Here is a 24,186-nt window from a genome sequence, read left to right on the forward strand (position 1 = left end):
CTTTTGCCCCTACCGTTCTCGTGCCCCACCTCACATTTCCTGCAAACACGACTTTCAAAGCTTCCCCATTGCGGAATGCCGACCCACTGCTTGAGCCTCAGTAGGAATTGAATATGTTAATCTTGAAGCGCCGGACTGGCGAAAATCTAAGAATCGGAACAAATGTAACTGTCACAGTCTTGGAAGTTAAAGGTAATCAGGTAAAGATAGGAATACATGCACCTAAGTCCCTAGCCGTTCACCGTGAAGAGATTTATGTGCGGATCAAGAAAGAAATGGGCACTGGCGGTCGTTGAGAATTTGGCCCTGCGTTATCTTCAAGACAATACTTTCGATTATCAGATGGAAGATCTCTTGCGGCCAGTATAGCTCATATGGATTTCTATCCTGTCCGTGCCAATAACGCCAAGATTCTTGAAAACACTGGTTACACTTCGATTCAACAGCCTATTCGTACGGCATTCACAGGTAAACAGCCTAACGGACTACATAAAAGCGCTGGGATTTTAGTGACAATTACATGAACGTTTAGTGGAACCCCCTCTAAACGTTCACTAATAAACTGAAACTTACAGCATTTGTTACCTAAGCAAGACCTGCTCAGGATAAGAATTACTATCGATGTTCGAAGTTGTTTTGCACCGTGTAAAAGAAAGCAATAGAGGGATCAAGATCAAGGTAATTGGTGTAGCAAATAGCTCCCCAAACACCAAAGATATAGCCGCTGGCTTTAAATATTGGGCTTGCTCACTGGTCTCAGCTAATAATGGTAACAACCCACAGATAGTGGTCACCGTGGTTAGGAAAATTGCCCTTACGCGACTTTTTCCAGCTTGAAGTAGCGCTGTTTTTACTGGTACGCCCTGCTCGTAGAGCTGATTAAATCTGCTCATTAACACTAGGGAATCATTAATCACTACCCCAGTCATTGCCATCATTCCAAATAAGGATAATAGGCTTACTGGGAAGCCCAGCAGGCCATGCCCAATAATTGCCCCTGCAAAGCCCATTGGAATCACCGACATAATAATCAAGGGTTGCCAATAGGATTTTAAGGGTATCGCCAACAAAACATAGATAAGTAAAAGCGTCAGCAACATGGACTTTTTAAATCCAGCCTGTACTTCTACTATTTCGGCGAATTCACCAACGGCTTTAATTTGGACACCCGGATAGAGGCGCTCCAGTTCTGGCACCAGCTCTTCTTTTAGCCGCTCCCAGGTTTTTTCCGGTGAACTGACAGAACGATTCTGACGCCAGTAGATACTGACCACTTCATCGCGATTACGCCGATAAATAACCTCAGGCTCGTGCTCATACTTAAGCTGTGCAATTTCACCTAAGCTTACATAGCTGTCATGATCCAGGCTAATAGGAGTAGCTTTTAACTGCTCAATTGTTTTAGTCTGCGTTTGTGGAAAACGAGCCAACACCAAAGTTTCCTCACCTCTATCCAGCAGGCGATGTATCTCAATTTGACCGAACGCTCCTCCTATCAGCGCAGCCAAGTGGCTTTGATCAATACCCAGGCTGGCTCCGCGCTCATTTACCGTGACTTTCAGCTGCCTTTTAGCAAGTTGGCTATCATCGTATACATCATTCACACCAGATAACTCTGCCAGTGAAGACTTGAGACGGTCAGCCACCTGTTTCGCCTGATCCCGGCTGCTGGCAGAAACCGCAATGGCAGTATCGCCCGCCGGCTCTTCCGTAAGGCTAAACTTCACTGCATAACTACCCTCCAGGATACCTGTTTGCAGCCGCAGTTCCTCTAAAAAGCGGTTGCTCGCTACTTTAGCCAGGGCGTTATGTGTCAACTCCGCTGTCAATTCTATAGTCTTGGTGTCGTCTTTGGACACGATATACTTGCTAACAGGTGACTCCGGAAGTCCATATTCCTGTTGCAAACTATTTGCAGTGCGTTTGATAGCATCTTCAAGTTGATCGGTATTACGCTCCGCTAAAGTATTTGCAGCACCATGCTGCATGGTTACTTTAACCGTGGCATAGCGTCCTGGAATTTCGGGGAAAAATACTGAAGCGATATGCCCCTTAAACATAGCCCCATAGGCCAGCAGCAAAAAGGTAACAAACAGAGTGATGCTCGTTTTCCGGTTTTCCAGGCTCCATGACAAAAGCGGAAGATAGATCTTATCCGAAAATTGACTTAATAAACGGTTACATTTCTCCCTGGCAATCTCAATCCATCGCCTTATTATACCTTTAGTTTGAGTGCGCGTGTTTGGGTAGCTCAAATGCGCGGGTAAGATAAGTTTGCTTTCAATTAACGAAAATATCAGTGCAAATATCACTACAGCAGAGAATCCTGACAATACCTTTGCCAGCTCATTTTCAATCCATAGCATCGGTGAGAAGGCCGCGATTGTAGTCAATACGCCAAAAACTGTGGGCACGGCTACGGCTTCAACCCCCTTCCAGGCAGCTTCTTTGGTGTCAATTGTATTTTGCCTCGCCTGGTGAATACTTTCGCCGACCACAACTGCATCATCTACCAATATCCCCAGCACCAAAATCATACCGAATATGGTGATATCGTTGATGCTGTAATCCAGGGAAGGCAACCCCATCAATGTAATGGCACCAGCCAGGGATATGGGAATACCTAAAGCGACCCAAAAGGCCAGCCGAGTATCTAAGAAAAGCACCAATAATAATAAGACGATTAATAATCCTTGCAACGCATTGGTACTAAGCAAGTCCAATTGCTCGGAAATATACGGAGACATATCCGCCATTACGTCTAACTGCATCTTCTTGGGTAATGTCGTTTCTAAAGATTCCAATACTGATTTTGTGGCTTCATGGATATGAAACAGGTTGTCCTTTTGGCCGGTGGATACCATCAGTGCGACCGCAGGTAACCCTTGATATCGAACAATACTGTCGGTTTGCTCATAATCTCGCTTAACAGTAGCGATATCACCGAGCCTCACTCGTGCCGTCGATGTAGTGATAATGGGGATACTCTTAAGTTCCGCCAAGTTGTCAGCCAGGAAACTGCCCTGCAGCACAATATTGCCATTTGCCGTTCTTAATTCACCACTGCGATATTCCACTGACCATTGGCGAATACGTTCCGTTAGGTTTTCAAGAGATAAACCGTAGCGTTGAAGTTTCCTGAGGTCTGGCTCTATAGCCAATAGTTGCTTTCTTTTACCCAGGTTTGTCACTTTAGAGATAGCAGGATGTTTCTTAAGCGCTCGCTCTACTCTTGAGGATACCTGTTGAAGCGCATCATCATTATCACCACCGTAAACCATGACAAACGCCGCAAGATTTGTATATTCACTGCGATAAATACGTGGCCGCTCCGCCAATGCAGGAAAGCCTTCGATACTTTCAACTTGATTACGAATATCTTCAATCAAACGCTCCAACTTCACATCAGTATTTTTTTTCACCACCAATGAAGCGTAAGCTTTGCTCGATTGACTGGTTATGCGCTTTATCCCTGCAACACCACTGATAGCTTCCTCAATACGCTGTGTAATACTTTCATCGACCTGGCGGGCAGTGCCGCCGGGGTAGACAACGGAGATTTCGACTTCCATGGGTGGAATTTGTGGGAAGCTTTCCACCCGCAGATTTTGAAAGGTCAGCAAACCCGCAACCAGAATGAACGCCATGAGCAGGTTAGCGGCAACTGGGTTATCCAGGAACCAACGTGAGAGTGTTTTCATGCGAAGGCCTTAGTGGATAGTCATTGCAACCGCTTGACCTTCTACAAAGTTGGTCAAAGGAAAGCGAACAAGCTGACGATTCTGGTGGGGCTGATTCTTGTAACGAAATAGAACCGAATCCGGCCGCATATCCAGTAGCTCTATCTCTTCCAAAAGCAGGGATTGCTCAGAAACGCTCCATACTTTCCCATCTTCCGTAAGAACCGATGCCGGTGCGCTTACAATATAACTCTGTGTATTGCCTCCAAACACTACATCAACCTGCTGATCGGCGAGCAAGGGTGTCTCGCGCTGAAAGGGGTCAGCCACTTGCAACATGAGGCTACGCTGGCGGGTGGCCGCATCCATGATAGGGCTTAAGTAACGGACTGAGGCCTGCCATTGTTGTCCGTCAGGCGCTTCTATAGTGATTTTGTAGGGACCTTGCTGAAGGCTGTTAAAGCGCTGCCAAGCCTGCTCGGAAAGCTCAACTTTGATATCCAGGTAATCACTGGCTGCTACTCGAAAGAGTACATCCCCCTCATTAATCCATTGGCCAGGATGGATTAAATCTGCAATAACCACCGAGTCAAAAGGCGCTTTGATTTGCGTTTCGGCCAGCCTCTGCAGGGAGGAAGCGAGCGCTCCCCTTGCCGCTTCTCGATGTGCCTCTGCGGCTTTGACATGCGGCTCCAGTCGGCCAAATGATGACTTCGCTTTATCCCCTCTTTTTGCCACGTATTGACGCGTTAACATCTCGGCCAAGTTGAGTTCAGCCTCTGACACTCTGGCTTGAGCAGCACTTAGCTCAGACTGGTAAAAAGTATCCTGTAGCGATGCCAGTATTTCTCCTTTCCTAATAAGGCTGCCCGGCATTGCGTTGTTGGCAATATGGGTGACTCGCCCGCTGACTGATGCGATAACTTCAGTCGCCCAGCGGGGTTGTGTTATGCCCGTTGTTTTGACTTCAAGCTGAGCATCCGCCGGTATTGCCTCTACAACAGTAACAGCAAGGCCCAACTCTTTGGGCTTCTCCACCATAGCTGCTGTCTGTTGCTCGGCCATAAGCCAGAGCCCTACCAGGATCAGCAAGCTGGTGGCGACAATACCTGCGGCCCGCCGCTTTAACCAGATTCCCGCAATTTTCATCATGCCTAGGCAACTTACAAGTTATGGAACACACTTGCACCATAACCAACGGCAGATTATGATACAAGTATGTTCCATAAAGTTCGGGTGACAATTCCATGACTGAACACCTAGATGCGCGTATCCAGAAGTCACAAACTGCAATCATGCAGGCTGGTATGGACCTCTTGAGTAAAAACAGGGAGGCATCCCTTAGTGATATTGCCAGGGCGGCTGGAGTTGGGCGCACTACCCTTTATCGCCTCTATGACACGAGAGAAAAACTGATTAAGGCTGTTGCTATTCACTGCCTGGAGGCATTTGATAAAGCTACCGCTCACCTGGAAAGCCAGTCTGAATCGGCTCTACAGGCCTTTCACCTGATGTTCAAGGCAATCTTTCCGCTGTCGGCTGAAATGGAGTTTTTAATGAAGCTGGGAGACTTTGATGAAGATGATTCCGAGCTCACCGCCATCTATGAGAAGCAAGAAAAGGAAATTGCGACATTGGTGGAATACGCCAAGTCCGAAGGGAGCTTATCCAAGAAACTTCCTACTTCCTGGGTGGTAAACCTGGTAGAGGGCCTGCTGTATACATCCTGGCTGACAAAAAATGCAGAATCCATAGATCACGAAACGCTGGCCGATTTGGCATTTCACACATTTTGCAATGGTGTTGCTCGTTGACCATTGAGAGTGTTGTTAAATGACACAGCCAGTTACCACAGTTTCAAAATCAACAGCTGATGATTATACGAAAGACAGACGCAAACACTCTTTACTATCGATTTTTACTCGATTTAAGTGGCGAGTATCCCTGACCTTATCATTGGTTGTTATTGAAACACTCCTTGAGCTACTCTTCCCACTTTCTATCGGCTGGGCTATCAATGGCCTATTAGAGCATTCCTATGCTGGCATTTATCTATTGGCAGGCTTGGGTACCATATCTGTCCTTATAGGAAGTGCCCGACGGTTCTACGACACAAGAATCTATGCACATATTTACCAAGTTGTTATATCGGAAATGGTAACCCGTGAAAAAGCAAAGAGGCAGTCAGTATCGACTATTACCGCACGCTCCAGTTTATTAACTGAAATTGTCGAATTCTTTGAAAATACCATGCCAGAAGTAATTACCACCACTATTGGTATGGTGGGCCTGCTCATTATTATTAGCGCTATTAATCTTAATATCTTTCTGGCCTGCCTGGCACTACTAGCTTTGATCATCCTGATCTATTTCGTAATCGGAAATGCCAATTACCAACTGAACGAATCTTATAATAATGAGTTGGAATATCAGGTTGACGCAATTAAGCAGCCAAATGCTGAGCATGCAAAAGCACATTTCCGACGCCTTATGCGATGGAATATTGAATTGAGTGACCTTGAAACGGGCACTTACTTAATATTATGGGCTGGGATTTTAGCTTTATTTGTTTACGCCCCCATAGCGGCAATCGATGAAGGCCTGGTTAACTACGGATTAATAATTGCCTTATTAATGTACGTTTTCGACTTTATTGGGAAGGTATCTGCGTTGCCACTCTATGTTCAGCAGGTTATTCGTTTGAAGGAGATTTCTAATCGGATTGGATCATAAGGAAGGGAAGGTAATTGAGGGTATGGCTCAACCACCGGTGGAAATCGATCATGAGAATAAATTATTTATGATTGATTCTAAAAATCATCAAATTTTTATTTTCAAGTCACCCTAATACTCATGTGGCGCGCAGATCTATGGAAGATCTATGAGTGTCCAGAATCGTATTTGCATCACTCGCTGGGCACGCAGGGCATTTCTGTACGATAGAGACATGAGATCTGGTATTGACTATGAACATTGCCGCGAATGGATTGATTTTTAGGTGTTAAAACTGGCTAGAATATTTACGCTATATATTACTGACTATGCCGTAATGAACGATCACTGCCAAATCGTACTTTATATCGAAAAAGAAGCAGCGCCTTGATGTCTGATGCTAAAGTGATTCTTCGCTGGCTGAAGACCTTAAGGCTTCAGCCATGGTAATACGGAATTATTCAGGCGTCCCCTAGAAAATCCTCAAGATGATAAATCACTTCATATTTTCTTCAAGGAAGTCGACAATTGAGCGAAAAACAGCTACATGATGCTCATTATCAGTAGGGCCGTGAGCCATATCTGGGTAAGCTTTCCATTCATAATCTTTATCAAATTTACTCAACATCATATTCATGCGATGCATATGCTCTATATCGACAACCTCATCCTTCTCGCCATGAATAATAAATACTGGGCGATTGAGATCTTGGGCCAAGTATACAGGGGAAACATCTTTCAAAATATTGTAATTTTTAACAGTGTCGCCAACATTCTCCAGCAACCATTTACTCTGAGCCTCTGTTGCGTAAGGAGAGTTTAAGTATAAGTTAACATCTGTAACGCCAGCTACACTGATTGCACAACGAAATAATTGTTGGTGTTTGATAGCCATCATCAATGCTGCATAACCACCATAACTCATCCCCACTGCGCAAATTTTTGAGGACATAATATCGTTACGATCACTAACCGCCTTTGTGGTTTGGTAAATATCCTCAAGTATCAAGTTACCCCACTGTTGAATACCAGCCTCTTCCAGCTCCGCTGAATAGCCACTCGATCCTCGGTAATTTACTCTAAGAACAGCGTACTTATTCGCTACGAAAAATTGTGTATAGTAATCAAAATACTGATGATCAAAAATGCCCAGCGGGCCGCCATGCGGCATTACAATAAGAGGATATGGCCCATTTCCCTTCGGCATGGTCAACACGTAAGGAATATCCATTCCCTCTACCTTAATCCAATCATGGTACTGGCGGCTCTCAAGCCAACCATCTAAATGAGGATACTTGGAAGCAACAAACTGGTCAGATTTTTGCCCTTGCTTTCGGATGAAATAGCGTCCAGGCTGTTCGTGTGTCTCACTATAGTAAAGCTTTACCGCATTATCGATACTATTTCCTATGGTTGTTTTCAGCAAACTAGCCATTTCATCATTTAACTGTATACGTTCATCTATATACTGATACTCTAACCTTCCATCCCGGACTACCTTTACACCAATTAATCCCCCGGTTGATTCTTCTATAATCAGATCAACGATATCATAGCTATCTGATCGAAAAACTACGCTTTCTTCTCCAGTGGAAAAATTACAATGATAAACGGTGCGATCTTTCTCTGCACCTGTATCCAGGCAAAAGTAAGTATCAGCCTCCGGGCTTTTAGACACAGGAATAAGAATACCATACTCCTCGTCTGGATTTGGCTCCTCCTCCATACCTTCTTTGGTCCAGCTTTTTATTGCAGTTGCAGAAATACCGTCGGCAATCTTACTTAGGCGAAGCTCCCCTTCATTGAAATACAAGACAGATTCTGGCTGACCTTTCAGGTCGAAAAACCACCGTACCGCATACCCCTCAACTGAGGCTACTTCATTTTTAGCTGTAAATTGGCCGCCATCTTTTCGTATAAGCTTGCTCGATTTCTGATTAAGCGGGTTAAGCTTTGACACGTCGAGACTGTATACTTTGGAATAAACACCACTCTTAGCGTATAGAAAATGACCGGGCTTGCCCGGTAAGGCATGCACTAACCAACCTGATGTTTTTACCTCAAGTATTTTTGGCGGTTGACTTTCAGGACCTAAAACATCAAGCACCAATAACCGATAAGCGGGCTTGGTATCGAGTAAATTTCTAACCCCTTTCTTTATTTCCTTAAACTGCGCAACAATATATCTAGGGCCGATCCAGCGAATGAATCGAATTGACGCATCCCTATGTGTTAAGGTGTTGAGATCAATCAACGTCCTCTTAGATCCATCCACACCACTCCAAATAACCAACTTCTGACTTTCGTCACTCTGAGCTACAGAAGCTACAAACTTACCATCAGGGCTAATCTGAGCAGTCATAGTTTCTATAGGCTTGAAGTAAGTTTCTGCGGGCATCGCAACTGCCGACCCAATATTAAATACGAAACTCAATAGAGCTAATTGAATCACCTTAGAAACAACCTTCACTGCTCTACCTCCAATGGGCCCATCCAACTATGAAAGAACGAATCCTGTACTCCCACACCAGATACCAAAGGGTACAATTCAGTTAACGAACCAATAGACTCTTGAATTTCACTAAACTCTGTTGCTATACGATTTTTTAAATAAACTTCAATCGTATCGGATTTCCTCTGCTTACCTATAAACAAGCTACCGATATAATTTGTTTTCTTCGCTTCAATATGAAAACGCCAAGTACGTCGACTAGCCGTATCAAGCTTATAGGGTAGATTAAAATAAGGTGCATTTATCTGTGTAATCTGATAGAGGCCTGCGGGAATCGCCATCAAGTAAAAGCCCTCAGGTTTATCCTTAAGGCTAATACTGTAACGGCTATTTTTTCGCAGCTTGGCTTTTTCCCCACTTTCTAAGTAAGCACTTCCGCTGGTATACATTTTAGAAAGTTCAATAGAAGGCGCTGTTCCATCCACATCAAGCTTCACCAATGCATATCCCTGTCTACTTCCCAAATCAGGCGGACTATCATAGGGAACCAATGATAAAGTTCGTGCAATTGCCGACTTAGACAAAAAAAGCGCTATCAAAACCGCGCTCTTTAGAATCGGACCAATTCGGTCTGAATCGCACCCTACTAGTCTTCTATTCTCAAAGCTCTGCGTCAAGATACCGCTTCCATGTATTCGAGTTTGTAAATTAATTATACCGTTGAGAATATTATCTTAGAGCTAGTTGCAATACAATTAGCAGGCGTTGACCTAAATTTTGGAGAGTAATATGTCAGGGATAAAACCCCTCACATGCATTAAGTTTTACCCACTTATATTTATGGCCTGTATGATAATTCTACAGGGTTGTGCAGGGCAGATTAATATGCTACCCGCCCTGGAACAGACCACTCCTATTAATGAACAAGATGGAATCGTTGTCGCTCGGATTATCAATGCCTCAGGTAATGCCCTACCCTTTAATCAGCTTACAATCAATCCTGAAAACCTTAATGAGTCGAAGTCCATAAATCCCGATCGGCTCCTAGCCGCAAGACCAAAATTAAATGGTACTACCGTATTTGCCTCTTATGTCAAACCTGGGAACTATTCTCTGAGTAGCATCCGAGCGTTCTACACCAACGGCAATGGATGGTACAGTCGATTTGTCAGTGCAGATGAAAAATTAGGGACCTTCGCTGTAAATCAGGGAGAGGTAACAGACCTCGGCACACTGATCTATTATCCAAAACCACAAGGTGATAGGTATCTTGATCTCTTGATTCGAGCTCCAGAATTAGAAGAAGGTGAAGTACTTACTAAGTATTTTCCATTCCTCAAGTACGACCCTGAGGTGCTTAATGGATGGCACATTGATGAAAAGGATGAGGAACGTGAATCAACGTATATATCTATTGCGCAGAACCCTTTGACATACAATGAGCAGTATGTTGCACCAGATAACTCTATCTACTTTCTGGGAAAGATTGGTGTATTTATGAAGCGCACTCCTGAAGGAGAGTGGGAGCTTGATGCTGTTGACACCAATCATGAACTAACCGCCATTGCTCAGAACAGAAATGGCGACCTAGTGGTAGGTGGTAGTGAAGGTGCCCTTTTCTGGCGTCCCGATAATGGGGATTGGGAAGATATATCACTAGAGCACGACTCTCATATCGAGCACTTAAGATTGTCCGATACTGGAGAAATAGAGCTTTTAGCTACTCGCGATTTTGAGTTAAATATTCTACGAGGCACAGTATCTGATTCAGATGTGCAATGGGGACTTTTAAACCGTTATTCCACTAAGTCGGGTAAAGGGTGGGATCATATGTTAGAGGCTGAAATAAAAAATAAGCAGGCTCACTCAAAAAAAGCTGATCGTCATATATACAACACAACACTCTTTGAGTTTAATGGACAGCACTATCTAACTGTTCGCAATCACTCAATCTACGAAAATATTATATTTGCAAATATCAATAACAAAGTTTTCGCCTATAATCCTGATAATTGGATGATCGAAAGATCTGTTGATGACTTTGAACTTACAGCAATTATTGATGCAGGTGCTGTTCAGCTAGGAATTGAGAAGGCTGGTTTTTGGTCATGGAGTGGAAAGCCAACCTACCACAAAATCGACAAAAATGGCGGTCAAAATAAAATCACAACATACATTCAAAACTGTCCGGAGAAAAGGTCCTCAAAAAATTTCTGCCGCAAGAAGAATTTTACGTTCCGATCCATCCCCTGGTTTTCAAGTGAAAATGATGCTATTGCCATTGTCAGCTTTGCACTAAGTAGTTTTTCTGGGGGATATCGTGATACTGAGATCAAAATCTTGACTACCACTGATGGCGGAAAGAACTGGATGAAGACTGATAATGAACCACCAAAAGACTATTGTACTTCTATAGTTCCTCAGGTTGCCGACCGCCTATTAGTGTCCTGTGATGGTGCTAATGGGGACTTTTATGAATCAACTGACTTTGGCGCCAACTGGCAGCAAGTAAGACAGCAGGATAACTTCTAACAAAATATGGATGAGCATTTGTATTTTATGTGCTCACCTAAATCAAGTTCATGGCGACCTATACCATGAACCACTCCTAAACTGTAGTAGTTCAGACTTGATTTGACAGAGAACCTTCTTAAAAACCGGAAACTGTCAGATCAAGTCTTAAATCCCGAAAATAAGGCCTTCCATTAGGATTATCTTGTCAATTTTTCATAAAGGTAATTCCACTCCTTTACCCCCTACCTCAGCCCCCCCAAACGAAAACATCAACTTTAAAACCACAATCAGCTAAAACCTATCTGTTTCTTATAGATTTTATAGAGTTAAGAATGTTAGACAACTAATTAGTTACCCCAAAGCTAGCGCCAATAGTCGCTATGATATATCTTCTATCATTATTTCTTAACTTATTCGTACCGCACTAAACGCCTGATACTGGCTCAAAAACACCCCCCCAGAAAGCTTCTGCAAAAAACTGCTCTTCTCCAAACTATCCATCACCGGCCCCTTAACTTCCGACATATGGAGTTGAATGTCCCTATCCAACAAATTGGCATTGATAGATTCCAGCACCTCCAGAGCACTCCAATCTATTTCGTTCACAGCACTACACATCAGAATTACATGCTTTACTTGTGAATTAGTGGCGAGACCTGTGTAGATACGCTCTTCTAAAACGCCAATATTGGAAAAAATCAACCGGCCATCCACACGAAAGGTAAGAATTTCTGGAATAGTCTTTACTTTGTGTCGGTGAATATTGCGGAAGTGTTCGGTGCCTTCCACTAACCCTACTTCGGCAATATGGGGGTTCGATGCCCGATAGATAAACAGGAGTAGTGAAGTCCCTACTCCGCAAGCGACACCGTGCTCTACACCAAATAATAGTGTTACCGCAATGGTTAGGGTTACCGCGATAAAATCTGCTTTCGCAAAACGCCAGGTTTTACGCAGAATAGAGAAGTCTACCAATGATAGAACCGCAACAATAATGGTGGCGGCAAGGGTTGTTTTGGGGAGGTAGTAGAGGAATGGGGTCAAGAAAAGCGCGGCAAGGGCGATTCCTACCGCGGTAAAGATACTGGCAAACTGCGTTTGTGCTCCAGCTGCATCATTTACCACTGAACGGGAAAAGCCGCCACTCACAGGAAATCCACCAGAGAAGCCAGCCCCCACATTGGCCATACCCAGGGCGACCAATTCCTGATTGGTATCAATTCTCTGCCTACGCTTGGCCGCTAACGTTTTGGCAACAGATACAGATTCCACATAGCCAATGATCGCAATCATCAATGCCGGCACCAATAACGCTTCAAGTAGCGGCAACGATATTATTGGCATGGTGAGTGAAGGTAAACCTGCTGGGATAAGACCAACCAGCGCTACTTGTTGTGTTTCAAAGTCCATCCAGAATGATAATGCGATCGTTGCCAGCACTCCCAAAACAGGCGCGGCTTTAGATAACAGATCAGCGGTGCTTGAAGACAAACCAAGTGCTTTTAGTAGTTTTGCTGCATAAGCCCGTGCCCAGTACAGAAATAGCACCACCCCCAAACCGGTTATCAAAGCCAGGTTATTAACTGCATTAATATTTTCCCACAGGGAAGCCATCAATTCAGGCGCGGTATCGCCATTGGCAGGCACACCCAACAAGTGTCGAAACTGACTAAGTGCGATCAGTAGTGCGGATGCGGTAATAAAGCCGGATATCACTGGGTGGGAGAGAAAATTAGCGAGCATCCCGAGTCGCAAAGCCCCCAGCACGGCGAGGATTACCCCAGATAACAGCGCTAGTGCTGCCGCCGCGCTCAGGTAACCTACAGTGCCCGATGCGGTCACTTCTCCCAAGGCAGCAGCACTCATCAGGGAAACCACTGCAACCGGCCCCACCGACAAAGTATTGCTGGTACCAAATACGCCATAGACGATAAGCGGCACCATACTCGCATAGAGACCAACTTCTGCGGGCAGGCCGGCGAGCAATGCATAGGCAAGAGACTGGGGAATTAGCAATACCGTAACAATAGCGGCTGCTAACAGGTCGCGGATTAAAGTGTCCCGATCATATCCGTTGAGGGTGGCAAGAATGGGAAACCATCTGAAGAGTTGCTGCGTAGCCATCATTTACTGCTCACATTTTCTCTATCTGCGGCCCTCCCTGTTAGCAGGCCCAAAGAAAGATAAGGGACGGCACCAAGCTATGCCGCCGTATAGAGTATTTATTTTGTGGCAACCAGAATTGATTACCGGAAGTAAGCGGGACTAGGGTTCAATGGTGATCAATGTTGCGCTGATATCAAAACCCGCCTCCTGAGCCATGGAGCGCAACTCCTGCTTGTCGGCACCCATCAGAATTTTGGCTCCCGCCCAAACCTGACTGGAGCGGTTACCGGTTCGGCAAAACGCATGCACTTTACTCGCTGCTTGCAGCACATCGCGGAATGCTTCGCAGTGCTCACGCATCATACGCCCACGGGTAAAGGGAATAGCTACAAACTTAATACCGGCCTCTTCCGCTGCTTGCTCCATCTCTGTGTAGCTGGGGTGCGCTTCACTTTCCCCTTCCGGACAGTTACAGACCACAACCTGCACGCCACTTTGCGCCAGTGATATTATAGCTTCGCAATTAATATGCTCGGAAACACTAACTTGGTCATCCAGTTCTTTAATATTCATATTCGCCTCAAAATTATTTCAGTCCCAGTCATTGGTGCCACAGTAACAGACGCTTAAAGCTGGTTCAGCGGTACTTTTAAATAGACAGTACCATTGGATTCTGCCGGCGGCATTTGCCCCGCGCGGATATTGACCTGCACAGAGGGAATTATCAGCTTCGGCATACTCAAACAGGCATCGCGCTTTTTACGAATTTCTACAAATTCCTCTTCGCTGACACCTTCGCGCAAGTGGATATTTTCCCTGCGCTGAATCCCTACACTGGTTTCAAACTGGTAATCCCGCTTGCCTTTGGGCGGATAATCGTGACACATAAACATGCGGGTTTCTTCCGGCAGAGACAATATCTTGCGTGCTGACTGATACAACTGCCTAGCATCACCCCCAGGAAAATCGCAGCGGGCACTGCCAACATCCGGCATAAACAGGGTATCTCCCACAAAAAGGGCATCGCCGATTAACCAAACCATATCCGCTGGGGTATGCCCAGGGCTATACATCACTCGCACCTCCAGCTCCCCCACCTTAAAGGTGTCGTCATCCTTAAAGAGATGATCAAACTGGCTGCCGTCTGCGAGGAACTCCCGCTCCAGGTTAAAGACATCGCGAAAAATTCTCTGCACCTGGCAAATCTGGTCACCGATAGCGATACGCCCACCCAGTTGCTCCCGTAAAAAGGGGGCCGCCGAGAGGTGATCCGCATGGGCGTGGGTTTCCAGTATCCATTCGAGCGTCAGCTGCTTATCACGAATAAACGCAACCATTTCCTCTGCACCTTTGCTACTGGTGCGGCCGGATACCGTATCGAAATTCAGAACAGCGTCCACTACCGCAGCGGAACCGCCCTCCTTGTCGTATACCACATAACTCCAGGTTTCCGTGTCCTTATCGAGAAATGGCTGTACCTGAGCGCCTTGCTTTTCTTGATGCATTTCATGCCCTCCAGCATTCACTATGCTATCAATATACATTCTGATAATATATAAAACAATATATTGTTATTTTGTAAATTGTTCGCAGGCCCAGCCCTATGCCAGACCCCAACAATCTCGACTTTGACAAGATGCGCGAATCCGCCGGCCAGGCCGCGGCAATGCTGCGCTCACTCGCCAATCAGGACCGCCTAATCCTGCTCTGCCAGCTGAGCCAGGAAGAATTAAATGTAGGCGAACTTGAGGAGCGACTAGGGATTCGCCAGCCAAGCCTTTCCCAGCAACTGGGCATTTTGCGCCGCGAGGGACTTGTAGATACCCGTCGCGAAGGCAAGCACGTGTATTACCGGGTAGCTGACCGGCGGGTTCTCACCCTGTTGCAAACCCTATACCAACTTTATTGCGCGGAGTAGACCCATGACGATCGACTGGACGGCCTTTACCCCCGCCACAGCATTTACTGGCGGCGCACTCATCGGACTCGCAAGTGTCCTTTTGCTGCTTTTCAATGGCCGCATCGCTGGCATTTCCGGAATCATTGGCGGCCTGCTGGATAGAGCCTCCGGTATCGGCTGGCGCCTGGCCTTTATCGCAGGAATGCTAATCGCTCCCTTGGCCTGGCAAGTGTTTTCCGCATTACCAACCATTGAAATTGAAGCCGGCTACCCAACCCTGATCGCCGCCGGCCTGCTGGTGGGGTTCGGCAGCCGCTACGGCTCCGGCTGCACCAGCGGCCATGGGGTCTGTGGATTATCACGCCTATCTATCCGTTCACTGGTCGCCACGCTGGTATTTATGACAGCGGGTTTTGCCACTGTATTTGTTGTACGCCACCTGCTGGCATCCTGATGGAGGAAAACCGTATGAAATCCAGAATTACCGCCCTGCTGGCTGGACTGATTTTCGGGATGGGCCTGCTGCTCTCCGGCATGGCCAACCCGGAAAAAGTACTGGGATTTTTAGATCTCGCCGGCGCCTGGGACCCATCCCTGGCATTGGTAATGATCGGGGCTATCACCATTGGCCTACCAGTATTTCAACTGATGAAGGGGCGCAGCCGCTCCCTTTTGGGAGAGGTACTGCAACTGCCGACAAGCAGCGACATTGATCGTCGCCTGGTTACAGGTGGATTGCTGTTTGGCATCGGCTGGGGGCTGGCGGGATTTTGTCCGGGGCCGGCGATTGTTGCCACTGGAGCAGGACAGGAAAAAGCCCTTGTCTTTACCCTGGCAATGCTCGCCGGTATGGGGATTTTCCAGTTTGCTTCACGCAAAAATGCAGTTGCTCAGATTTAACCCAGCGCTTTAATCACTCGCCAGGCACAAGCCGTCTATCTTGTTGGAACAAGGCGACACCGCTGCGACCTCCAGCAGAAAAGGGAATGCGAGCACAGCACCTGATTCCACCCTGGCTAAAACGCTACCAGCCCAAGTGGCTGGTGGGCGACGCCGTGGCTGCACTCCTCGCCAGCATGATGCTGATCCCCCAGGCTTTAGCCTATGCCGCCCTCGCTGGTCTGCCGCCCTACCTGGGCCTGTATGCCGGGCTGCTGCCCCTGGTCGGTTACGCGCTGTTTGGCTCCAGTTCGGTACTCTCCGTCGGCCCGGTGGCAGTGCTGGCACTGATGACAGCATCGGCCCTCACCCCCATCGCCATACCGGGCAGCGCTGAATATATCAGCGGCGCCATTCTCCTCGCTCTGCTCAGTGGGATCATTCTGCTGCTTATGGGGTTTCTCGGTCTCGGCAGTCTCTCCAACCTGTTGAGCCTACCGGTGGTGGACGGCTTTGTCTCTGGCGCGGCAATCCTGATCATGGTGGGGCAGATTGCGCCGCTACTGGGTATTGAAGGAGAGGGCCACACAGCCCTGGAAATCCTGGTTAGCACCCTGAGTAACTCCCCCATGACAGATCCCGAAGCGGCGCTTCTGGGATTGGTGGCCCTGGCCAGCCTGATTGCAGCACGCCTGGGGTTGCCATTCTTACTACGTAAAATGGGGGCCAGCCCGCAACGTACAAAATTGCTTTCGCGCCTGGCACCAATGCTTATCGTGCTGATTTCGATCCTCCTCACCACGATCTTTCACTGGGAAAAAGAACTGCCGGTGGTCGGTGTGATCCCCTCGGGCTTACCGGCACTAAAAGTACCCTCTTTCAATCTGGCCATGGTCTACCAGCTATTACTGCCTGCATTGATTATCGCCCTGCTCGGCTTTGTCGAAAGCTTATCCGTAGCCCATAGCATTGCCCTGCGCCGGGGGGAAAAGCTCGACGCGAATGCCGAGCTGCGCGGCCTGGGCGCCTCCAACCTTCTCAGTGCTTTTTCCGGCGGTTTCGCAGTCACTGGCAGCTTTGCGCGCACAGCGGTCAACGATGAAGCTGGAGCAAAATCTCCGCTAAGTGGGATCATCGCTGCCATTTTAATCGCGCTGGTATTGCTGTATGCCACCAAGGTTTTTACCGAGCTGCCAATCTGCGTACTGGCCGCCACGATTATTGTGGCGGCAGCCAACCTGATCGACCTGCGTGCAATGGCCCACCACTGGCGTTACGATCGCACCGATGGGCTCGCCATGGGCGGCACCTTTCTGGGAGTTATCTTATTTGGGGTGGAAGCGGGTATCGGCCTGGGTGTGGGGCTCTCCTTCGCCACCCTGATCTGGCGTACCAGTCGGCCCCACATCGCTGTGGTGGGACGAGTGCCGGGTACTGAGCAATTCCGCAATGTACTGCGCCACACCGTCAAAACCCTGCCAGATATCCTCTTCCTGCGCATCGACGAAAATTTGTTTTTCAGTAATATCAGTGCCGTTGAGGAACGTCTGCTGGCGGAGGTCAAACGCCACCCCAACCTGCACGATATGGTGCTGATCCTCTCTTCAGTAAACCGTATCGACAGTACTGCCATAGAACGCTTGCAACAAATCAACAGCGACCTATTGGAGCGCAACATCTGCCTACACCTGGCAGAAGTAAAAGGGCCAGTACTCGACCGACTGGGGCGCTCCAAACTGTTACAGGAACTGAGCGGCAGGGTATTTCTTTCCTCCTATATCGCCGAGCTGGCCCTGCGCCACCACAAGATCCACGATGACAACCAGGCCGACGAACCCAACTCTCCTGCTGATCCCGCCTGACAACAAAAGCTACAGACTTGTAAGCGCCAACCAAACACTGGCAAAATATCCAGTATTTGGGCGAAGTACGCTATGGGCGGCAATACTCTCACTTCCGAGCAGCAGGCAATCGCAGACCACGCTGGTGGCCACGCCAAGATTATTGCCGTTGCCGGCTCTGGCAAAACCACCGCCCTGCTGCACTATGTGAAGAACCGCCTGGATACAGGTGTATCCCCGGAGCGGCTGCTGGTGTTGATGTATAACCGCAGTGCACGGGAAGATTTCGATCGCCGTATGCGGCAACTGGCTGCTGGCCACACTCCTTCGGTGCATACTTTCCACAGCATGGGCTACCGCCTGTACCAGCGTATGATCGCTAACGATCACATCGCCGCAGCCAACCTGAGCCCCCTGCCCCAATCCACAGTTCAACTTCAAATCTGGAAAGCGATTGAGGAATGCGCCCCCACCCATGAACTGGAAGAAATCCGTGCGCGCAAGCAGTCGGAGATTGAAGCTGCTGAATTTTTTATCGACTATACCAAGACCATTTTGTCCGGGGACCTCAGCGCATTCCAGGAGCTGAAACTCGGTGATGAATACATGTATTTTCTGCAGGTATTTCGCACCTTCGAGGCCTGGCGCCGCAGCCAGAGCGCCGTCACTTACGCGGACTTGATTTACGATCCGGCCATGCTGCTCAGCCTTGACGAACAAATGGCAGAACAATACGGCAGCTATTACGAAGATATCCTGGTGGACGAGTACCAGGACATCAATGAAATACAGCATTTTTTATTGCGCGTGCTATATGGAAAATCCGGCAACGTAATCGCTATTGGCGACCCGGACCAAACCATCTACGAGTGGCGCGGTTCCAAGCCTGATTTCCTACTCACTTTTTTTGACGGTGACTTCCCGCCCTCAAATATTTATCACCTGAGCCGCACCTTTCGCTACGGCCACCAGCTTTCTTTGGCCGCTAACCACTTTATCGAAAATAACCGCGACCGCGCCGATATTTTTTGTGTTTCCGCCGATGGTGAGAGACACACCGAAATCGAGCTTGTGAGTACCGATAAAGAAGGCCACTGGCTGGTAGAGCATTTGCGCCGCTGCCAAAAGCAAGAGCAGTCACTCAATGATATCGCTGTGCTTGTGCGCCTCTGGTCTATTGCTGCTCCCATTGAACTGGCGTTATTGGCCAACAACATTCCGTATCGGTCTGCCAGCCGCAACACGGTTTTATCCCGCCGCGAATTACGCCCACTATTCTGGAGCTTGAATATTGCCTCAGGTCGTTTTGCTGAACTACCGGCCAAGCGGCGCCAGCAGGGGCTCTATGAATGGCTGACTGCACCCCATGTACGCATCCCTCGCAAAGTATTGGAGCCTATTTGCTCTGCCCTTGCAGCCCAGGATAAAGGCTGGGGCAAACAGCTGATCACCCTGCTGCCTGAAAACCTGAGCAAACCGCAAACCAAACGCTTGCGCCAGCGTGCGGACCTGCTCACGCAAATTGAAAACTGGCGCGGCCACGCCGGCGAGTTGCTGCGCAGACATATCGGCGAACTGGAACTTCTCACTGGCATTGCCGATGACGCCTTCACCCGTCAGCAGGGGGAGGAGCGACAGCAAACGATTCTCGCTTTTTGCCAGTATTTGGACACACTCAAGCAGCCCCCTATAGAAGCCCTGGCACACCTGCAGGAACTGCAACGTCAGCACCGCGAGGGCGAACAAACTGAGGCCGATGCTATCCAGATCACAACCATGCACCAGGCAAAGGGGCTTGAATGGGAGCAGGTGATTATTCCCACCCTCACCCAGCACAATATGCCCTACCAGCCCCAGCGGGATTTCAACACTCCAGCCTCCCTGGAGAGTGAACGCCGTCTGATGTACGTGGCCATGACCAGGGCGAAAAGCAGACTATTCCTGCTGACACCTACAGATACAGCAAAGAAAAAAGACCCTGAGGCCTCCCAGCCATCACTGTTTATCAATGAGATGCAGCTGCCTTTGAGCAAACTGATGGCGAAATCCCTGCACGAGCGTCCCGAGCAAATCAACACGGATATTCCCGTCTCCCGCCAGGCGCTCCACTACCTGGAAGCCTGTGATTACAACCCCAATATCAGTGCCCCGCGCGCGCCCATACGCAAGCCTGAACCCGGCGAAGGCCTGCGCCACCGCAAGCTCGGCCACGGGCGCGTGCTGAAATGGGAAGACCAGCGAATAGAGATACTGTTTAGTGACGGTAAACCACGGCGCTTTGATTGGGATACTTTGTCGCAGTATTTAATGTAATAAGAACAACCTCACAATAAGATTTTGTCCTGATTGACCTTTAATACAGCTTAGATACAATTCTTGGCGACCAGGATGTAAGCAGCTTCTAACGAAATATTCCTTTTTAAAAAACATAAGACAGCATAAGCAAGGACGCACCTATGAGACTCTCAAAAGTATTGTGGTTATTGCCCGCCCTGGCTCTATCTAGCCTATCTCAAGCCGAAGAAAAACCATTCTACTTGGGCCTGGGGTATAGCTTTGCAGAACTGGAAAGTGATAAAGCACTGCCCTCCTATTTCACTTCCGGGCAAAGTTTTAGCGAAGACACCAACTCCATTGATCTATATGCGGGTTACCAGTTCAGCAGCTATTTCTCTATAGAGCTCAACTACAACACTTACGATCAGGCAAGAAAACGTTACGATATTGACCCTACGGTTGATTTTATAACTGCACCTAACGACCTGGAAGAACTAGAGGTTGACACTCTCTCCCTAAATAGCGTCCTCAGCTATCCGATAGCTGAAAACCTAAAAGTCCTCGCTTTAGCCGGCTTTATCTATGCCGACATTGACAATTACTGGTTTGGCGGTGAAGCCCCGTCAATATCCCATTCAGATAGCGAAACTGGATTTACTTACGGAGTGGGAGCCAGCTACGCATTTACTGAGCGCTTTTCCGGCAAACTACAGTGGAAAACCATCGATATTGATAATCTAGAGCTCGAAGGGTTACACCTTTCTGTAGAAACCCGTTTTTAACTGACTGTTAGTGGGAGGGGCAGGTTTTGATCGCGTGTTCCTCCATACTGACCATAGAATACAATGCCGTCATCCATTAAGAGCCTTCTTTGCCACCACCTTTCCCAGTTACTTGTAATCACCAATAAAATCCCACCGGAATTTTTCAACAAACAACTTTCCCAGGGTATATTTTCCCTCGGAGACAATGCAAAAATTGTGGCAAACTTTGCTCTGCGTGGATACTGGCCATTATCTCCTTTCTCAAGGCGTACTTAACCTCGTAAATATCAACAAGTGAAATTGTACGACTGAATGAAATGCGAGACAGCTTCAGACTTGCCCTAGCTGACTATCAAAGATAGTCCTCTACCCCACACCTCACAAAAGAAATAGACTAAGAAAATCAGTAAATATGAGGCCCCCAAAGAAGATCGGCGAGAAAACTTTATAGTATCTTCACTCTCTTTGGTATCTTCTATCAACGACACTTCATCTAAAATTAATGGTGCTATAGCAACAATTATTTCGTTCAAACGTATGAAAAAGAACCTTACTTCATTTGATGTTTCCTGGCTCTCACCTCAAATGTAGTAGGAATTTTTTCACCTACAGCGATGGGAAATATTCTTATACTGAGGCATCAGAGTCTTTGTGGTGACCTCCTTATACGTTACCGTCCCCTCCCTTGCTAAGCAGGTGCTCAAAGTAGTTGATGGTTTTCCTAAGTCCATTATTGAGCATTACTTTAGGCTGCCAATTAAGCAGTGCTCTTGCCCGGCTAATCTCCGGTTGACGCTGCTGAGGATCATCTTGAGGCAGTGGTAGGTAAACCAATTTTGATGATGATCCGGTTAATGCCAGTATACGCTCAGCCAGCTGGCCAATCGAAATTTCACAAGGGCTACCCAGGTTAACCGGTCCAGTTATCCCTGCCGGTGTCCCCATCAGGCCAATTAGTCCTTCTATTAAATCATCAACGTAGCAAAAACTCCTTGTCTGCTCTCCTACTCCATAAATAGTGATATCGTCACCTTTCAGGGCCTGAACAATAAAATTACTTATCACACGGCCATCATTTGGATGCATTCGAGGTCCGTAAGTATTGAAAATCCTCGCAATCTTGATTTGCAATCCATGCTGGTGGTAATAACTGAAGAACAAAGTTTCAGCGCAACGCTTCCCTTCGATATAACATGAGCGTATACAAGCAGGGTTAACCTTACCCCAATAACTCTCAGGCTGAGGATGTACTTCGGGATCTCCATAAACTTCACTCGATGAAGCCTGGACTATCTTAGCCTTGTTACATTTAGCAAGGCCCAGCATATTGATAGCGCCATTTATATTGGTCTTCAGCGTCTGTATGGGATTAAGCTGATAATGAATCGGCGAAGCTGGACAGGCAAGATTATAGATTTCATCAATTTCCAAGTGTAATGGGAGTTGTACATCATGCCGAATCAGGTCAAAGTAAGGATTCGATAACAAGTGTGAAATATTGCGCCTCGTTCCTGTGTAGAAGTTGTCAGTACAACACACCTCATGCCCAACTTCCAATAACCTCTCGCACAAGTGAGACCCTAAAAAACCCGCACCGCCAGTAACCAAAATACGTGACATTCCCACTCCATAATCAATACAATATCCACCCTTATCATAGAACTTAAAAAATAGATATATTCTCAAACTCATATAATATGACTCGCCTTAAACAATCTACGAATATGGCGTTTAAGATTACAAATCACCGAAACCACTACGCGGTATAAACATACGCCGGGTATTTATCGGTAAGTCTTCTGGCTACCCTCAATCAAGAGGGTATAGCGGTATCCCATCAGATGATCATTTATGCAATTCATTTAACATTTACTGAAATTTTATTTTGAATCATAACAGCTTGGTTTTTTAAGTATCTTGATATCCCCTTGATATCCGCCTCCCCAACCCAGAAACAAATATTCCCTGGTGAACTTATGCTGTAAAAGTTCTCACTTAAAAATTCTATACTAACGGTATAACCTGTCGTAATAATTACTTGGCAGACTCACGCAACTCTACTAGGCGGATTCCCAGGCAATGACACCAGGCACTCTTTTCTGCTTCGCCCACCGCGGCTACCAGCGCTTGGCTAGCGAAAATACCCTTCAAGCCATTGATTGTGCATTGGAATTGGCGGTGGGAGGCATTGAAATCGATATCTGGAAAGTCGGCGGACAGCTTCTGGTCACACACGACAGGCGGCTGGGGCGTTTACAGCCTGGAAGTGAGCTCATTACCAGTATGCGCCCAGAAACCCTTAGGAAAAGACCTCTTCCCTGCGGCAATATCATTCCCACTTTGCAAGAAGTCTTGGAGCTGATTGGTGACAGAGCGCAACTGAATATAGAGATTAGAGGACCCAATTGTGCTGAGTTGCTCGCACAGGAAGTTCGCGCATTTGTCTCCGATAAGGGCTATACATTTGATCAATATATTATTTCCTCATTTGATCAACGTCAGCTGTATGAATGCCTGTGCCTACTGCCAGAGGTACGCCGCGGAGTAATAGCAGTTGGCATACCTCTCGACTTAGCCGCCTGCACGGCCCCCCTTAAAGCCTATTCCCTACACTCTGCCCTGGACTTCCTCAACCCCGATCTGCTTATCGATGCCAGGCAGCGCGGACTGAAAAACTATATATTTATCGTCAATAATCCAAGCGACTTGAAACTGCTGGCAGAACAGGGTGTGGATGGGGTGTTTACCGACGAACCACATATAGTTCTGGATTTCAACGCACGTATGCTGGCCAATGGAGAGGCCGGCTGATATTTAATTGAGGCGCTATAGCAAGCTTCCCAGCAAACATTTGTGTAAGCACTGCTGAATATTGTTCTTCTTTTTTAAAGAACCTCCTCTTCCTCAACGTCTTCACCGAGTTACTTACTACTCAAAAATAGAATGCAGACTATCACTGATTTCTATACAGGTTAGGTATTCACCGTGAAAACTCGCTCTATTCCAGTAAAATGTCGAGCGAGTATTACTTCGCTAACGGCATTGATGCTGAGTGTAAGCG

General features: G+C 47.2%; 19 protein-coding genes. 11 read left to right on the forward strand and 8 right to left on the reverse strand.

The features are described from left to right. Positions 1-113: 113 nt before the first annotated feature. Positions 114-296, forward strand: coding sequence for a carbon storage regulator CsrA (gene csrA / locus GL2_RS20350; protein WP_143732558.1), 183 nt, complete (start codon positions 114-116; stop codon positions 294-296). A gap of 285 nt (positions 297-581) precedes the next feature. On the opposite strand, the gene GL2_RS20355 is transcribed toward csrA, so the two are convergent. Beyond that, positions 582-3,701: an efflux RND transporter permease subunit gene (locus GL2_RS20355; RefSeq protein ID WP_143732559.1), complete on the reverse strand. Its 3,120-nt coding sequence runs from the start codon at positions 3,699-3,701 to the stop codon at positions 582-584. A gap of 9 nt (positions 3,702-3,710) precedes the next feature. Then, on the reverse strand, positions 3,711-4,832 hold the full coding sequence (locus GL2_RS20360) for an efflux RND transporter periplasmic adaptor subunit (RefSeq protein ID WP_143732560.1): 1,122 nt from the start codon (positions 4,830-4,832) through the stop codon (positions 3,711-3,713). Between the two features lie 95 nt (positions 4,833-4,927). On the opposite strand from GL2_RS20360, the gene GL2_RS20365 reads away from it, so the two are divergent. Next, a complete protein-coding gene (locus GL2_RS20365; protein ID WP_143732561.1) occupies positions 4,928-5,494 on the forward strand; it encodes a TetR/AcrR family transcriptional regulator in 567 nt (188 codons plus the stop codon). Positions 5,495-5,513: 19 nt separating this feature from the next. Further along, positions 5,514-6,413: an ABC transporter six-transmembrane domain-containing protein gene (locus tag GL2_RS20370; RefSeq protein WP_143732562.1), complete on the forward strand. Its 900-nt coding sequence runs from the start codon at positions 5,514-5,516 to the stop codon at positions 6,411-6,413. A gap of 475 nt (positions 6,414-6,888) precedes the next feature. On the opposite strand, the gene GL2_RS20375 is transcribed toward GL2_RS20370, so the two are convergent. Together GL2_RS20375 and GL2_RS20380 are read right to left on the reverse strand one after the other, a co-directional pair. Further along, positions 6,889-8,862, reverse strand: a complete 1,974-nt coding sequence (locus GL2_RS20375) for a S9 family peptidase (RefSeq protein ID WP_143732563.1) — start codon at positions 8,860-8,862, stop codon at positions 6,889-6,891. Beyond that, entirely contained in the window at positions 8,859-9,341 is a 483-nt protein-coding gene (locus GL2_RS20380; protein ID WP_143732564.1) for a hypothetical protein, read from the reverse strand. The genes GL2_RS20375 and GL2_RS20380 overlap by 4 nt, the downstream gene beginning before the upstream one ends. Positions 9,342-9,729: 388 nt before the next feature. Here GL2_RS20380 and GL2_RS20385 point away from each other — a divergent pair, with 388 nt between their 5' ends. Then, the gene (locus GL2_RS20385; RefSeq protein WP_143732565.1) at positions 9,730-11,376 is read left to right on the forward strand and encodes a hypothetical protein; all 1,647 of its coding nucleotides are present in this window, start codon (positions 9,730-9,732) and stop codon (positions 11,374-11,376) included. A gap of 387 nt (positions 11,377-11,763) precedes the next feature. On the opposite strand, the gene GL2_RS20390 is transcribed toward GL2_RS20385, so the two are convergent. From GL2_RS20390 to GL2_RS20400, 3 genes are all read right to left on the reverse strand, one after another. Beyond that, a complete protein-coding gene (locus tag GL2_RS20390; protein WP_143732566.1) occupies positions 11,764-13,485 on the reverse strand; it encodes a SulP family inorganic anion transporter in 1,722 nt (573 codons plus the stop codon). 138 nt (positions 13,486-13,623) lie between these two features. Next, positions 13,624-14,037, reverse strand: a complete 414-nt coding sequence (locus tag GL2_RS20395; RefSeq protein ID WP_143732567.1) for a TIGR01244 family sulfur transferase — start codon at positions 14,035-14,037, stop codon at positions 13,624-13,626. Positions 14,038-14,090: 53 nt separating this feature from the next. Then, entirely contained in the window at positions 14,091-14,969 is an 879-nt protein-coding gene (locus GL2_RS20400; protein ID WP_143732568.1) for an MBL fold metallo-hydrolase, read from the reverse strand. Between the two features lie 98 nt (positions 14,970-15,067). On the opposite strand from GL2_RS20400, the gene GL2_RS20405 reads away from it, so the two are divergent. The 6 genes from GL2_RS20405 to GL2_RS20430 all read left to right on the forward strand — a co-directional run bounded on the left by GL2_RS20405 (position 15,068) and on the right by GL2_RS20430 (position 21,143). Then, on the forward strand, positions 15,068-15,382 hold the full coding sequence (locus GL2_RS20405; protein ID WP_143732569.1) for a helix-turn-helix transcriptional regulator: 315 nt from the start codon (positions 15,068-15,070) through the stop codon (positions 15,380-15,382). Positions 15,383-15,386: 4 nt separating this feature from the next. Further along, complete coding sequence (locus tag GL2_RS20410; RefSeq protein WP_143732570.1) at positions 15,387-15,818, forward strand: YeeE/YedE family protein; 432 nt, start codon at positions 15,387-15,389, stop codon at positions 15,816-15,818. A gap of 14 nt (positions 15,819-15,832) precedes the next feature. Next, the gene (locus tag GL2_RS20415) at positions 15,833-16,264 is read left to right on the forward strand and encodes a YeeE/YedE family protein (RefSeq protein WP_143732571.1); all 432 of its coding nucleotides are present in this window, start codon (positions 15,833-15,835) and stop codon (positions 16,262-16,264) included. An 86-nt stretch (positions 16,265-16,350) separates the two neighbouring features. Beyond that, complete coding sequence (locus GL2_RS20420; RefSeq protein ID WP_143732572.1) at positions 16,351-18,105, forward strand: SulP family inorganic anion transporter; 1,755 nt, start codon at positions 16,351-16,353, stop codon at positions 18,103-18,105. 72 nt (positions 18,106-18,177) lie between these two features. Continuing rightward, on the forward strand, positions 18,178-20,397 hold the full coding sequence (locus GL2_RS20425; RefSeq protein WP_143732573.1) for an ATP-dependent helicase: 2,220 nt from the start codon (positions 18,178-18,180) through the stop codon (positions 20,395-20,397). Between the two features lie 143 nt (positions 20,398-20,540). Next, positions 20,541-21,143: a porin family protein gene (locus GL2_RS20430; protein ID WP_143732574.1), complete on the forward strand. Its 603-nt coding sequence runs from the start codon at positions 20,541-20,543 to the stop codon at positions 21,141-21,143. 645 nt (positions 21,144-21,788) lie between these two features. Here GL2_RS20430 and GL2_RS20440 read toward each other — a convergent pair. Further along, positions 21,789-22,817, reverse strand: a complete 1,029-nt coding sequence (locus GL2_RS20440; protein ID WP_232053697.1) for a UDP-glucuronic acid decarboxylase family protein — start codon at positions 22,815-22,817, stop codon at positions 21,789-21,791. 387 nt (positions 22,818-23,204) lie between these two features. Between GL2_RS20440 and GL2_RS20445 the strand changes: the two genes are divergently transcribed. Continuing rightward, positions 23,205-23,936: a glycerophosphodiester phosphodiesterase gene (locus tag GL2_RS20445; RefSeq protein WP_143732576.1), complete on the forward strand. Its 732-nt coding sequence runs from the start codon at positions 23,205-23,207 to the stop codon at positions 23,934-23,936. Positions 23,937-24,186: the final 250 nt, after the last annotated feature.

It is taken from the genome of Microbulbifer sp. GL-2 (genome assembly GCF_007183175.1).
In the GTDB taxonomy this organism is placed as follows: domain Bacteria; phylum Pseudomonadota; class Gammaproteobacteria; order Pseudomonadales; family Cellvibrionaceae; genus Microbulbifer.

Bases quoted from the DNA above. Each gene is read 5' to 3' on its own strand.
- csrA (WP_143732558.1), top strand. From the start codon at position 114: ATGTTAATCTTGAAGCGCCGGACTGGCGAAAATCTAAGAATCGGAACA.
- GL2_RS20355 (WP_143732559.1), bottom strand. From the start codon at position 3,701: ATGAAAACACTCTCACGTTGGTTCCTGGATAACCCAGTTGCCGCTAAC.
- GL2_RS20360 (WP_143732560.1), bottom strand. From the start codon at position 4,832: ATGATGAAAATTGCGGGAATCTGGTTAAAGCGGCGGGCCGCAGGTATT.
- GL2_RS20365 (WP_143732561.1), top strand. From the start codon at position 4,928: ATGACTGAACACCTAGATGCGCGTATCCAGAAGTCACAAACTGCAATC.
- GL2_RS20370 (WP_143732562.1), top strand. From the start codon at position 5,514: ATGACACAGCCAGTTACCACAGTTTCAAAATCAACAGCTGATGATTAT.
- GL2_RS20385 (WP_143732565.1), top strand. From the start codon at position 9,730: ATGCTACCCGCCCTGGAACAGACCACTCCTATTAATGAACAAGATGGA.
- GL2_RS20390 (WP_143732566.1), bottom strand. From the start codon at position 13,485: ATGATGGCTACGCAGCAACTCTTCAGATGGTTTCCCATTCTTGCCACC.
- GL2_RS20395 (WP_143732567.1), bottom strand. From the start codon at position 14,037: ATGAATATTAAAGAACTGGATGACCAAGTTAGTGTTTCCGAGCATATT.
- GL2_RS20400 (WP_143732568.1), bottom strand. From the start codon at position 14,969: ATGCATCAAGAAAAGCAAGGCGCTCAGGTACAGCCATTTCTCGATAAG.
- GL2_RS20405 (WP_143732569.1), top strand. From the start codon at position 15,068: ATGCCAGACCCCAACAATCTCGACTTTGACAAGATGCGCGAATCCGCC.
- GL2_RS20410 (WP_143732570.1), top strand. From the start codon at position 15,387: ATGACGATCGACTGGACGGCCTTTACCCCCGCCACAGCATTTACTGGC.
- GL2_RS20415 (WP_143732571.1), top strand. From the start codon at position 15,833: ATGAAATCCAGAATTACCGCCCTGCTGGCTGGACTGATTTTCGGGATG.
- GL2_RS20420 (WP_143732572.1), top strand. From the start codon at position 16,351: ATGCGAGCACAGCACCTGATTCCACCCTGGCTAAAACGCTACCAGCCC.
- GL2_RS20425 (WP_143732573.1), top strand. From the start codon at position 18,178: ATGGGCGGCAATACTCTCACTTCCGAGCAGCAGGCAATCGCAGACCAC.
- GL2_RS20430 (WP_143732574.1), top strand. From the start codon at position 20,541: ATGAGACTCTCAAAAGTATTGTGGTTATTGCCCGCCCTGGCTCTATCT.
- GL2_RS20440 (WP_232053697.1), bottom strand. From the start codon at position 22,817: ATGAGTTTGAGAATATATCTATTTTTTAAGTTCTATGATAAGGGTGGA.
- GL2_RS20445 (WP_143732576.1), top strand. From the start codon at position 23,205: ATGACACCAGGCACTCTTTTCTGCTTCGCCCACCGCGGCTACCAGCGC.